The following is a 13,843-nucleotide window of genomic DNA, read 5'->3' on the forward strand; positions in this document are numbered from 1 at the left end:
GGACACGCTATACGCCGGGGCCGCGGCGCACAGGTAAAGCAACTAAAGCCCAAATGGATATCCCTCGCAAAATTTCTCGTTCCAAGCTGCGGTCGCCATTGATTTGGTTGGTTGTAGCTGCAGTGATTATTCTCACCATCTATCTCGTCCGTCTTCCGCAGGCGGCACCTGCAGTGGATCGCGGATCGGTTCTCATAGATGAGGTAAGGCGCGGGCCGCTGACCGTGGACGTCAAGGCAAACGGAGTCCTCTCACCGGTCGATCTGCGAGTGATCACCGCGCAGAACTCATGCGTCGTAGCACAGATTCACGTGTATCCAGGCGCTATCGTGCACCCGGACACGCTTATAGCTGAGCTCCAGAGTCCTGAACTCGCCCAGGCAACGCAGGATGCGATGTGGCAACTCCGTAGCGCCGAGGCCGATTACCAGCTGCAGTACCTTGACCAGAAAGCTGCAGTCGAATCCGCCCGAGGCGCCAAGAAGGAAGCTGACGCGAAGATGGCTGCCTATGACCGGCTTCGGGACAAAGGGCTCTATCTCGATGGAAGCATTGATATGCTGAGGGTGCGGGTCGCCCTAGAAGAGGCCACCTCACATCTTTCGTCCGCTGAGGCTAGACTCCGTTTTTTTGAGCGTAGCAACGGTGACGGAAATATCGCGCCGGCCAAGGCTAAGCTTGAGCAAGCGCGGTCTCTCTACGAGCTGAAGCAAGCTCAGCTCGCTGCGCTCCAGGTCAAAGCAGGAATGGATGGCATCCTGCAGCAGTTGCCTATCCAAGTTGGTGAGCGCTGTACCGCTGGCAGCACGCTAGCCATTGTTGCTAAGCCCGACCCGCTCAAGGCCGTGCTCAAGGTTGACCAGGTACAGGCCAAGGACATTAGGGTCGGCCTCCTCGTTAGTGTGGACACCTTCAATGGTAAGGCTGCCGGGAAAGTCATTCGTACCGACCCGAGTATTCGCAATGGCACCATGACCGTCGACGTCGGTCTTAGCGATCCTCTGCCGGCCGGTGCGAGGCCGGATCTGTCGGTAGAAGGCACGATACAAGTCGAGCATATTCCCGACTGTCTCTACGTCAACCGCCCGGCATTGGTCCAGGCTCACGCCAATTCGAGTCTCTTTAAGTTGGTTAATGACGGACATGAGGCCGTCCGAGTGCCCGTCAGATTTGGGCGCGGGTCAAATGTAAGTCTTGAGGTGCTTAGCGGACTCTCTGTTGGTGATCAGGTCATCGTGAGTGACACAACGGCTTGGGCAAATCTCGACCGTATCCGCATTCGTTGAATTACATCGGTTAAGGAATTGGCATGGCATCTCCGCTGCTTCGGCTTACTGATATTTCAAAAGTCTTTATGACTGACGAGTTAGAGACCCACGCGTTATCACGAATCTCGTTCGATATAAGTAAGGGAGAATTCGTCTGCATCGCGGGGCCTTCTGGGTGTGGAAAGTCCACGCTTTTGTCGATACTGGGGCTGCTCGACGCGCCAACGAGCGGCACCTACATGCTCAATGGGCAATCGATGACCGACTTATCTTCTGCTGAGCGGACACGAGTTCGAGGGAATCAAATCGGCTTCGTATTTCAGAGCTTTAATCTGATAACCGAGATGACGGTGAGAGAAAACGTTGAGCTTCCCTTGCATTACGCGAATGTACCGCTGTCGGAGCGCGCCTCGAGAATTGAGGAAGTTCTAGAGGCCGTGGGTATAGCGCACCGCACGAACCACTATCCAACCCAGCTATCTGGCGGACAGCAACAGCGTGCGGCGGTCGCGCGCGCTCTCGTTAGCCGGCCGGCGATACTCTTAGCCGATGAGCCGACGGGCAATCTAGACTCCGCGCACGGGGAGGCCGTTATGGAGCTGCTTCAGCAACTTCACAGAAATGGCTCGACCATTTGCATGGTCTCCCACGATGTCAGGTTCACTGAGTTGGGTGATCGCACGATTCGTCTGCATGACGGACATATGCTGTCTGCTGACCACGTTCAGGAAGTGGCTTGAACGTCATGCAGAGGAAGGGCGGTGATTCGAACACAGCAGCTATCCTTCTTGACGGAGACATCCGAGACCGCGTGCGTCAGAAAGATCAGCGTAGTGCCGCACGGATCCAAGGGTTCGATGTTTTTCTAGAGGGCTTCTCTCGCGCGCTAATTACGCGTAGCCAGCACGGACCGGTGGTGCTTCCTCGTGAAGCGATGGCGTCATTTCTCGCACAACCGCCCGCGTGGCTTGCGGGCTCACGAGACCGTATCGAAGCGATTTCGTCCTTCGATTCGGGCGCCCTAGCAGGCATCAATCAACTCCTACTTCTTTCAGTTGGCCCGGAGATGCTCCAATACGCATGGTTGCGTGAGGAGATTGGCCGGCCCGATTGGCCAATCACGGCCATTCTCCACTCTCCTCAACCGGTCCCCCGGATCCGTTACCTGTTCACGAACCACCTAATGGGAAGGCTGGGCTCTCACGACGCGCTCGTGTGTCCTTCTAAGGCTGCGCGCGATGCCATTCGAGCGGCCTTCGCGGCCGTGCCTCAATCATTGCGCTCCACCTCAGAGCTTCCCATGAACCTCCCAGTGATCCCAATGGGCGTGGATGTTCCGAGCTCGTCGAGGCGTACGCGAGAGGCTGCACGCCTGGCGCTCGGGCTTCCTGTGGATCAGCAGGTCTTGCTCTGGTTCGGAAGACTGGCGCCTGGTGATAAAGGCGAGATGCTGCCGTTCCTGCGCGCACTCGCACCATGTCTTGTGCGGCACAACGCGCGATTGGTAATCGGCGGGGACGACACCACTCATCGAATGGCCGGAACATTGCAAGAGCTATCCATTGAGCTCGGTTATGGCGACCGCTTGACGGTACTGCCTGATGTTTCTCAAAAACAAAAAGAGCTCCTCTTCGATGCATCGTCTGCCTTTCTTGCGCTCACCGACTCGATGCACGAGGGCTTTTCTTTGACGATTGCCGAGGCCATGGCTCACGGGCTGCCTGTGATAGCGAGTGACTGGGCCGGTCACAGGGAATATGTGAACGAAGGCATTACGGGCCGACTTATTCGAACCTACATGGCATCTGATCCTGCCGTGCGTTTGATCACACTGTATTCGGGGATGGCGCAGGAGAGCCGGTGGGAGTTGAGCACGGCAATTGACTTGGAAATGCTTTCTTCGGCGGTTGATGATCTTTTGAGTAATCCGGACACAGCACGCTGGATGGGGGACAACGCGTACCGGTTCGCAAGAGATACACTCGATTGGAGCGTCGTTATGGCAGAGTACGATTCGCTTTGGAGCGAACAGTTGTCTCGCTCGGCCGCTTCGCATCGAAAATCAGTGGCGTTTCCTAAGTCATCTTTCGGGCAAGTGTTCGCTACATATCCGACTCGGACGATGCATGAGGCTGATGTGTTAGCCGTGCCGAAAGGTTCTTTGACTGAGGCAGACCTACCCGCGCTTGGCCATACGCAGCATTTCCAACACGAACTGCTCGCGAGATTGTTGGAGGTTTGTGGCCGAGCCTCAGACGGAACCACGTTCGGACAAATTGCCCAGACGCTGGTTTCGGAGGGCGTCGGGATTGCAGAAATCGAGCGACACGTAGGGCGTCTTTTGAAACACGGTTTCTTACGAATTGAGCCTTTCGATATTGACTCGGCCAAAGGCACGATCCCTCCTCATCTCATCGAGAAGACCGCCAAGTGAATCGACATAAAGTCAGCTATTCCCTCACGCGTCGTGCTAGTCAGTCGCGTATCGCTGCAGCCTATATGGAGGCAATCCGTGCCGACTATGACTTAGTCGCCACTCAGGATGTAGCGGACGTCGTTGTTGTGCATCACCCTCCGCGCAACTACGAGACGGTATACGCAATTCACCCCGCACTGCGGGACCGATATGTTGTTTCGTGTTGCGTTCCGCACGCCGAAGACATTCCGGATCTTTGGAAGCGGAATCTGTCTCGGGTACAGGAAGTGTGGACGCCATCAGAGTTTTGCCGAAGGACACTTGCCAACTATCACGAGAACGTCGTGGTCATGCCTTACGTCATTGACAGGGACATGACGGTCACTGATGAGGCCCGGATTGGCATGCGGCGCATGGTGGCCTTCGACCCTGATCTGGTGTACTTCCTTGCGATTGCGCCACTTGACGAGCCCCGCAAGAATATTAGCTCGTTGGTCGAAACGTTTACCCGAATCAGTAGCGAAATCCCTAACGCCAGGTTGATCATCAAGGCGACGCCCACCAATACTCCAAGCTGGGCACCGCATCGACAAGTCATATTCCTGCCTATGCAAATGCCGGCAGAGTATGTGAACGCGCTTTACGAAATCTGCACAGCCTACGTCTCACCTCACCGCGCGGAGGGTTGGGGGTTGACCATCTCCGACGCGATGCTCTTTGGTAAGCCGGTGATCGCAACCGCCTACTCGGGCAATCTGGAATACATGACTAGCGCAAATGCATTCACGCTTGGCTATCAGGATGGTGAGGTTGCGGATCAACCTGCACCTGGCATAGCTGTCGAGCCAGGAATGCGCTGGAGCACTCCGGATCAGGAGCACCTCGCAGAGCTTCTTGTGACGATGTATCACCAGCACGATACCGATCTTGTCGCCAAGAAGGTGGGACAGGCGTCGACTGACATTCAGCGATACAGCCAGGCCTCGGTTGGCCAAATCATCCGTAATCGGATCGCAGAGATCGTTCAGTGATTCATTATAAAGTGCAACGAGGCATGTCGAAATGACGAGTAGACCCGAGCAAGGGGCCAGCACGAAACGCCGGTTTCTTTCGCATCCCTGGATCTTTGATCTTCGATTCGGCGCTCGACTTCTGCGACGCTTCCCGTTGTTCGCCCTTGCGGTTGTCATGACCCTCGCTCTCGGCATTGGCGCAAACACGGCAATCTTCAGTATTGCTTACGGCCTGCTGATCCGTCCGCTTCCTTATGCTCATCCGGATCAGATTGTACAGCTGTCTGCTGCTAGCCAAGGAAACAAGACGGAATGGACCGTCACAGCAGATGAGTTGCAGTTTCTACGCTCGCAGAAGATGCCGTTGAACGCTCTCGGCGCTTACAGCCCGGCGACCTTCAATGCCACTATGGGCGGCCCTACGGAGCACCTTAGCGGTATGTACGTCTCTTACGATTACTTGGACGTGCTGGACGTACATCCGGTGATGGGCAGACAGTTTACCGCTGAGGAAGATCGAGGCGAAGGCTCGCGCGTCGCCCTAATAGGCTACCGTATGTGGCAGCGAATGGCCGGAGCCGAAGCAAATATTCTAGGCAAGACTCTTCAACTTGATGGCATTTCCTATACCGTAATCGGCGTCCTCCCACCGAATTTCGAACGCGTATCGACGTTCCTTAGCCAGGGAGACAACCAAGTCTGGCTTCCGCTTGCCTTGGCATCCAAAACGATTGGAACAGGGCAAAACATCGGGTTGATTGGCAGGATGCCTCCAGCCCTGAGCATCGAGAAAGCGCAGCTGCAGATGGACGGGATACGATCAGCATTCATGCGCCGTTTCCCTTCGGACATGCCCCCAGAAACATCTGTTGAGCTTGTTTCCTATCGTGCCTGGCTCGGCGATCAGATTCGCACAATGCTCCTTGTCTTGTTCGGTGCAGCAGGCGTTGTGATGCTCGTTGCATGCGCTAACGTTATCGGTCTTTTGCTGAGCCGAGCAGAGGGTCGCAAGCGGGAGGTAGCCATACGGATGGCGCTGGGCGCAGATACAGCTCAACTCCTTCGACAGTTTATCGCAGAGAGTCTTGTGCTGTGCCTATTAGGTACTGGTACCGGCATTCTGCTTTCATCCCTCTGTCTGAAGGGGATTATTGCACTTAGCCCGGAGCAACTACCACGAATTCAAGACATTCGGCTCGACGGCATGGCCCTTGCCTTTTCGGCTCTACTCGGAGTCCTTGCCGCAATCATTTTCGGAGTTGCGCCGGCGTATCGCCTCGTGCGGGTAGAGATCCAAGGCGTCTTGCAAGAGACGCAGGGAGCAGGCGGACGAAGCCAGATGCGGATGCGTCGGGGGCTTGTCATCGCCCAAGTGGGGCTATCCCTCGTTCTTCTGGTCGGGTCCGCGCTACTGGTGCAGACATTTCGCAACGTGTCCAACCAAGACCCAGGGGTGAGAAGAGAGAGCATCGTTGCCGTCCCGATCTTTGTAACGTCCCCATCGCTGGACGCTGCAAATCAATCGTACTCAGCTGCCGTGAGTCATCTCCTCGCGGCAGGCATCGCAGACAAGGTCTCGGTGGTCGCCGCAGGTCTTCCGTTCGAGCAAGGGGCTAACATAGGTGTGAAGGCACCTGCCTCACCCGACAGAATCGGTGCCGAACTCAGCATGGTAACGCCCGGAGTCGTCGACGTACTGGGAGTGCCGCTGCAAGGCGGGCGCGAATTCGTGGCATCCGACGACGCCACAAGTCTCCCGGTTGCCATCGTTAATGAAAAGCTAGCCGGCGAGCTGTTTCCTGATGGAAACGCATTGGGCCACACGATTCAAGTTGGAGTCGGTGAACCTGCACGTGAGATTGTTGGGGTAATCGGCAATGTGCGCTCGCAACTAGATAAGCCGCCACCGTCGGCGGTGATGCTTCCCCTAGCTCAGGCAAAATTCGATCTTTTGTCGCTACTGAGTGGATGGTTTCCTGTTCAAGTCGTCTTTCACGTGAATAGCTGGAACCCGACACAAGCGACGGCCGCGTTGGACGCGATTAAGTCCTCATCGCCAGGCGTCGCTGTGGGCAACCCCCGCACTGTCGAGGCCATCCTCTCTTCCTCTTTGGCCGCACGACGGTTTCAAGTTGTCCTCCTCGGAAGTTTCTCTCTTCTTGCGACCGTTCTCGGAATGATCGGAATTTATGGAGTTATGGACGAGAACGTGCGTTCCCGATCTCGAGAGATCGCGATTCGTAAGAGCGTGGGCGCATCCGCCAGATCCATTTTGATCCTTATACTGACATCGTCACTGCGCCTTATCGCAGCGGGTCTCGTCGGCGGCCTTGTCGCTTCAATCGCGTTCACACGTCTTCTGCAGAGCTATCTTTTCGACGTAAGTGCTACGGACCCCAAGGTTTTCGCGGCCATGGCGTTGTGCCTTCTGGCGGCCGCATTTCTCGCTGCGTTAGTCCCCGCAACTCGAGCAGCACGCCTCGACCCAATGCCGGTACTTCGCCGTGAATAATCAAGGCCTCCGCTCTCCACAGTACGTGTGCGTTCGCGTCGTTCGCACCGTTCCAGCATCGCTCGGCATGAAACTTGGGGCTACAGCCTAAAATGGATAGAAAGGCATCTAGACAGAAAAAGACCATGACATGGCGCGAGCGTTGGCATAGCTTGCGTCACCTCGCGCCATTGGTCAGGATGGTTTGGGAAACTAGTCCCATCCTCACGATCGCCACGTTGCTACTGCGGTTTGTAAGTTCCGCCGTTCCAATTTTACAGCTTTGGTTCGGTAAGCTGATCATCGACCAGGTTGTTCATTCCGTAACCAGTGCTCAAGTAGACGGGCACCGGATTTGGATCTATGTTGCTTGTGAGGCCGCCACGATCTTGGCCGGCGATCTGATCACGCGGCTTACCGGGCTGTGTGACAGCCTCCTGGCGGACAAATTCAACAACTACACCAGTCTCCGTATCATGGCTCATGCTCAGGAGATGGACCTGGCGCATTTTGAAGACTCGGCTTTCTACGACAAGATGGAGCGTGCGCAGCAGCAAACTGCTACCCGATCTCGTCTCCTGGTGATCTTAGGTGGCACTGCGCAACAAGCTATAACGCTTTTCTCGCTAGCCATCGCAACGGCAGCCTACTCGCCGATCTTTCTCGTTCTACTTCCAACGGCAATCTTGCCCTCGTTCTGGGGCGAGACGCGATTTGCAATGCTGTCTTACTCGTTGCTTCACAGTCAGACGCCGGAACGTCGTGAACTAGATTATCTGCGATTTCTATCAACGAACGACAAGAGCGCTAAAGAGGTTAAGCTGTTCGGCTTAGGCACGTTCCTGTTGTCTCGTGCAAGAAGCCTTTTTGAGCGTTTCTACGCGGACAACCGTGACCTTGCAATCCGGAGGACGGCCACCGGCGCAATCCTCGGAGCAGTGCCAATTCTCGGGTACTACGCAGCCTACGTATTGATCCTCCAGCGCACCCTGGCACATGCGTTGACGGTAGGAGAGATGGCTTTTATCGCCGGTGCTTTTATGCGCATGCGTGGCGTGCTGGAGAGTATCTTTTCGAGCCTCAGCTTAGTGGCTGAGCACGCTTTGCACATCAAAGACTTGTTTGATTTCCTCGCGGTGAGGCCAAGTGTGCAATCACCGGAGGCGCCAACGCCGTTTCCACAAACGCTGCGCAGCGGTTTTGAATTTAAGAATGTCTCGTTTACCTATGCCGGTACGGATAAGGCAGTCATTAGTAACTTAAGCTTCGAGCTACGGGCTGGCGAATGCCTTGCCTTGGTAGGCGAGAACGGATCGGGTAAGACTACACTCGTCAAGTTGATGACCCGCCTCTATGACCCGAGCGAGGGCCAAATACTTCTAAACGGAGTAGATCTTCGAGAGTATTCACAGCATGAACTCCATCAGGCCATTGGTGTTGTCTTCCAAGACTTCGTGCGGTACGACTTCCTTGCAAGAGAAAATATTGGCGTCGGGCAGCTCGATGCCATCAATGACCTCGAGCGGATTAGGTCTGCTGCCGGTAAAAGTCTAGCCCATGCGGTGATTGATCGACTGCCGAAAGGTTACGATCAGGTTCTTGGTCGACGTTTCGAGGATGGCGTTGATTTGTCCACTGGCCAGTGGCAGAAAATCGCGATTGCCAGATCGTACATGCGCCGTGCGCAGATATTGATCCTCGATGAGCCGAGCGCGAGCCTCGACGCTCAAGCCGAACACGAAGTGTTCAAGCGTTTTGGCGAACTGACTGAGGGAAAGACAACTTTGTTGATCTCTCACCGATTGTCGAGCGTTCGCATGGCGGACAGAATTCTGGTTCTCAGTGACGGCGGCGTGCAAGAGCAAGGTACCCACGATCAACTGATGGCAAGCGGCGGCGTCTACGCCGGACTTTTTGCCTTACAGGCTGCGGGCTATCTACCTTAGAGTCGCAAAACGGCGCATGAGACCAGGCCCATGCTCAAGCGGCGACACCACTGAACATTAAGAGAAGGACCCTCGTGAGGATGACAAAGGCTGGGAAGTTGGCGGTATCCGTTTTCATCTGCACGCTGTCTTCCCTCACGGTTGCCGGTGATCAGAGCTATGCGCGGCAGGGGCCCGAGCGTGAGGAAAATAGCGATTCCCTGTCATGGCTTCGAAATGAACCGAGCAATGGTGTAAACGTATGCAGCGACCTTGACGACTTCGCTAATTCGCAATGGCGCCGAGAGAATCCGCCCTCCAATGAGCGCTCGAGTAAGAGCTTGGCTTTTGAGGTGATCGAGCGCAACCTGAGTAATCAGCGCGCGATTGTCGAACACGCGGCGTCCTTGGCCAGCTCTGGCCGCAGCGAGGCAGGATCTGTTGAGGAAAAGATTGGGCTCCTCTATCAGTCTGGATTGGATGCGGAATCGGCTAATCGCGCCGGTTCCGACCCCGTACAGCCCAAGCTTCGCGCTATTGGCCGAATTGCGAGCCGTAAGGATGTCTCAAGCTATTTGGTATCCAGCTTTACGGACGGCGATCAGCAGGTATTCTTGTTTACCTCTTCGGCAGACCCCACTGATGCCTCAAGGCAGATTGGCTCTGCTCGACAAGCGGGTCTAGGTCTTCCGAGCGCGGATTACTACACAGACGAAAAGCACGCGGCGCTACGTGCTGACTACGAGCGCTACATAGCGTACCTGTTCCAGCTCAGCGGAGAGAACTCGCCGCAGGCAACGGCTGCCGCTGCAGGGGTGGTCGCCTTCGAGACTAGTCTGGCGAAAGCGTCGCTATCGGCGAAGGACTTGCAAGATCAGCGGGTCAACTCTGAATCTCTGACACCGGTGCAGGCAGCCAGACTAACGCCGCATTTCGATTGGGTGCGATTTTTTGCCGCTCACAATCTGCCAGCGAACCAGCGTTTCTTGATCCGGCAGCCCCAGTTCTTCGCAGCGTTCGATCACCTTCTCGCGAGCGCCCCTCTTGAGCAGTGGAGGGACTATCTCCGTTTCCACGTGCTCGATGACGGGGCACCCTATCTTTCCGAGGAGTTTCGGAGGGCGAAATTCGACTTCTACGGCAAGAAGCTTGCCGGAAAAAGTGAGCCGCTACCTAGGTGGCGGCAGGCTCTTGACTCGGTTAACCGAGCGATGGGGCAGGCCTTGGGTCAGCTGTACGTCGCTAGGAACTTTAGTCCGCGCTCGAAGGAACAGGCCGAACTCCTAGTGCTTCAAGTTCGAGAGTCCATGAAGCGACGCATAGAGCAGTCAGAATGGATGGGGCCTCAGACGAAAGCTCATGCCATAGATAAATTGGACCGTGTCGTGGCGAACGTCGGCTTTCCGGATCACTGGAGGTCCTGGAGTGGACTCACGATCAAGCCCGGTGCCTTCTATCAGAATATCATGGCTGCGGCGAAGTACGATTACTGGTACGAAATTAGTCAGATTGGAGGCGCGACAGACCGGTCTGCGTGGGACATGAATCCCCAGACGGTCAATGCGTATTACTCCCGTAGCTCCAACTCAATCAATTTCCCAGCAGCTATGCTGCAGCCGCCGTTCTTTTTCCCGGATGGCGACGATGCAACAAATTTTGGTGCGCTTGGATCTTTCGTCGGTCATGAACTCACGCATGGGTTCGACGAGAACGGAAGACAACTCGACGGTGAAGGCAACAAGGTGCAGTGGTGGACAGACGCAGATGACGCGGAGTTTAATCGACTCGCCAAGAAGTTGGTCGAGCAGTTTGACGCCTATACCCCGATTGCGTCCAAGCCGAATCTGCACGTGAACGGCCAGCTCACTCTGGGCGAGAACATCGCCGACTTAGGCGGATTGAATGTGTCATACGAAGCGCTCCAACGCGTTCTACAACAAAAGCATGTCGATCCTACCGCGAAGGTCTATGGTTTCAGCGCTGATCAGCGCTTTTTCTTGAGCTACGCGCGCATGTGGAGAGGCAATGTAGGCGTCAAGAGTGCAGAGATGCTCTTGGGGGTCGATCGCCACGCACCCGCTTCGACACGCGTTAATGGGCCGGCATCTAATATGTCTCAGTTCTCCCGCGCCTTCGGCTGTAAGACTAGTGACGTTTTGGATAGACCAGACAAAGATCGCGTAGTGATTTGGTGACAGTGCTGCGTCCACGTTTAGTCAGAGGCCTCTTTGCTCTGTGTTGCGGCTGAGACTCGGCCAAGCATTGAAGCAATATGATGTGACGAATGGCTCATGTAGACTGGAAATGTGAAAATGTATGTTGTCTACACGTCTACAGACGGCCAATCGATCGATCGGAGGCAACCGGTGAAAAATGGAATACTTGCAGCGCTAGTCACTCTAATGTTGGCAAATCAAGTCAATGCGAACGACGCACTACTAGTTCAGGCGCTATCCCAACGGGGCGTGCCGCAAAAAGAGTTGCGTGGGACCATTGAGACCAAGAACACGGTGCTCGGAGGCCGCGAACCTGATGTCGAGAAGAAAGTCTTAGACATTGAGAAACATCCTGATCAACTATTCGCCTCGTATGACGAACTCAGGAAGGTCATCGGAGCGGATGCTGTGGCTGTCCCATCCGCAGGCCAAGAAATACGCTACCGCTTCACAACTCACTGCATTCCCGACGGCAACTCAATGCCTAAGGGAGTGAAGATCGATGACGGGGATGACATCGAATTCCAGGGAGATGCCCTGGTGAACTATGACTCCGGAGGGCGCCCTTACGTTCGTCGCGTGCAACTCCACATGCGTCGGGCTAGCGGGCCGATGATAGGTCGCATTAAGAAGATGGATCTGTCCTATGATTTTGCTCCGTCCAGGGAGGGTCAAGGGATGGTTCCGACAAGCGCTAGCGCCACCGTAGACATCAGATTTATGTTTTTTCTTCGTCGGAGATTCTTGCTCGAATCGGTGTTTAGTCCAACGAATAGTGTAGCTTCCGTAAGTCGCGCATCCGGCTAATAGACGTGTGGGTGCTCGAAAGCTTGAAAAGCATGGTGCGGATCGTGCGCATCTCGGCCACCCGCTGAATGTCAATTCCTTGAGGGGCGAACAAAAGCCTCGACTTCCTCCAGGCTAATAGTCTTCGGCATACGTCGATCTCGCCATCGCGGGAAGGCCGTCGAAGGGGGAGCTCACGGCGCTCGAGAGATAATTTGCGAATACTGGTTTGCGTGCTAACGCTCGCACATCGAATGCGCACGAGTTCGCCAGTTATCGGCATCGAAGGGATACGTCGCCATGTCCTTGCCAAGCAGTACGGACCGGTCTACATCCAGGTCCGTCTTGACAGACATTTCGTAAAACCGAAGGCACGCCGGCGTGACTCCCGCCACGAGGCACCAGATGCCGTTAGCTGTTAGGAAGTGGGCGGACGGGCCATCGACGCTCGCACTCGTTCGGAATAACGTAAGGTGTAGTCCTTCGGGATCCGCCGCAAGTTCTGTCGCATGGAAGATCTGGCTTCGTTGCCCGGTGATGGTTGCAGCAGCTGATTCGGGTGCCGCACGATCGACGCACAACCTCGACTGGGGTTGGCCGGAGGGGGTGATCCAGTCGCGGGCGTTGCGACCACGAGCAGCGAGACTTCGGCTTGGCAGAACGACCGTAGGAGGATCACTCATGCCGACCACCCCCGAGATTCCCAGTCTGTTTGATTGGGAGATGTTGGACCGGATGGAGCAGGCCGTTTGGGCCACCGCGTTTGCCCTAGAAACCGACAGTGGCGATCCGGCGGTCAAAGCAATCGCGGCGGACCGGGCCATTTCGGCCCTGCGAAGCCTCGCTCCAGCACGAAGTCGGCAACCGGAGCCCGAGTACGAAGCCGCACGCATCGGACTAGACATTGAGGAGGCGGACTTCATTACTTGGTATCGTGTCGAGTGCCTTTTACGAACCCGGGGGCGGGGTGCGCCAAAGTCGGACGAGGCCTGTCACCAAGCCTATGCACGATACGCGACGGGCCGAACAGACTATTGGTGACGACTTCGTTCATCGGACCGGCTACGTAGGGGCGCAGCTGACGCCCATGATCGTCATCGACGCGCCGGGCACGGACCAAGCGTACCGTTGACAGTGGTTTCGGAGAGTGCCCCGTAAACAGCTCTACACTGCTGCGCACATCGAACCCGAGTCAGCCAGTGCCCTCGTGACTGTCCCGCAAGGGCGGCTCTATGCTCCCGAGGGCGTCTGTTGGGTCCTCGCTGGTTACCCGACCTCAAAGCAGCAGCTATGTCGAACTGCACCTATACGCTGGAAGATCTCACGCGTGCTCTGGAGCTCAGGAGACAGGTCCAGCTGCGAGCCTGGTAAGCCGAACCAGAACGCCTACATCGAATCAATCAACGGAAGGCTTCGCGATGAATGCCTCAACGAACACTGGTTTCCCAGCCTGGTGCATGCCCGAACCGAGATCGAAAATTGGCGACGGGAATACAACGAAGAGCGCCCGAAGAAGGCACTCGGCGGGTTGACTCCCGCCGCTTACGCGAAACAGTTACATTAATTCCGGACTCAAATCAGACCGCTACTGAAGGCGGGGGGGCGTCGCGCGCAAAGCGCGACGCCGCGACGCCGCGACGCCGCGACGCCGCGGCACGCCGTTGGCGCAAGCGATGGAGCTGACCTAGATGGTCGCTCAAGTTATCCGCGGGGTCGCCGATATCGTGG

General features: G+C 56.0%; 9 protein-coding genes and 1 pseudogene. All 10 read left to right on the plus strand.

Annotated elements, in window-relative coordinates; translation table 11 throughout:
- Nucleotides 1–53: 53 nt before the first annotated feature.
- Complete coding sequence (locus ACVWWJ_RS02030) at nucleotides 54–1,286, plus strand: efflux RND transporter periplasmic adaptor subunit (RefSeq protein WP_456966590.1); 1,233 nt, start codon at nucleotides 54–56, stop codon at nucleotides 1,284–1,286.
- Nucleotides 1,287–1,309: 23 nt separating this feature from the next.
- Complete coding sequence (locus ACVWWJ_RS02035; protein ID WP_456966591.1) at nucleotides 1,310–2,008, plus strand: ABC transporter ATP-binding protein; 699 nt, start codon at nucleotides 1,310–1,312, stop codon at nucleotides 2,006–2,008.
- A 5-nt stretch (nucleotides 2,009–2,013) separates the two neighbouring features.
- Nucleotides 2,014–3,702 (plus strand): glycosyltransferase family 4 protein, encoded by a 1,689-nt coding sequence (locus ACVWWJ_RS02040; RefSeq protein WP_456969646.1) that lies wholly within the window; start codon nucleotides 2,014–2,016, stop codon nucleotides 3,700–3,702.
- A complete protein-coding gene (locus ACVWWJ_RS02045; protein WP_456966592.1) occupies nucleotides 3,699–4,715 on the plus strand; it encodes a glycosyltransferase in 1,017 nt (338 codons plus the stop codon). The genes ACVWWJ_RS02040 and ACVWWJ_RS02045 overlap by 4 nt, the downstream gene beginning before the upstream one ends.
- A gap of 31 nt (nucleotides 4,716–4,746) precedes the next feature.
- Nucleotides 4,747–7,209 (plus strand): ABC transporter permease, encoded by a 2,463-nt coding sequence (locus ACVWWJ_RS02050; RefSeq protein ID WP_456966593.1) that lies wholly within the window; start codon nucleotides 4,747–4,749, stop codon nucleotides 7,207–7,209.
- Between the two features lie 125 nt (nucleotides 7,210–7,334).
- Entirely contained in the window at nucleotides 7,335–9,134 is a 1,800-nt protein-coding gene (locus ACVWWJ_RS02055; RefSeq protein WP_456966594.1) for an ABC transporter ATP-binding protein, read from the plus strand.
- Between the two features lie 80 nt (nucleotides 9,135–9,214).
- Nucleotides 9,215–11,308, plus strand: a complete 2,094-nt coding sequence (locus ACVWWJ_RS02060) for a M13 family metallopeptidase (RefSeq protein ID WP_456969647.1) — start codon at nucleotides 9,215–9,217, stop codon at nucleotides 11,306–11,308.
- A 117-nt stretch (nucleotides 11,309–11,425) separates the two neighbouring features.
- Entirely contained in the window at nucleotides 11,426–12,136 is a 711-nt protein-coding gene (locus tag ACVWWJ_RS02065; protein WP_456966595.1) for a hypothetical protein, read from the plus strand.
- A gap of 660 nt (nucleotides 12,137–12,796) precedes the next feature.
- Nucleotides 12,797–13,156, plus strand: coding sequence for a hypothetical protein (locus ACVWWJ_RS02070; RefSeq protein WP_456966596.1), 360 nt, complete (start codon nucleotides 12,797–12,799; stop codon nucleotides 13,154–13,156).
- Nucleotides 13,157–13,475: 319 nt separating this feature from the next.
- Nucleotides 13,476–13,679 (plus strand): annotated as a pseudogene (locus tag ACVWWJ_RS02075) (integrase core domain-containing protein); the annotation flags it as partial.
- Nucleotides 13,680–13,843: the final 164 nt, after the last annotated feature.

Source organism: Luteibacter sp. HA06 (assembly GCF_054061215.1).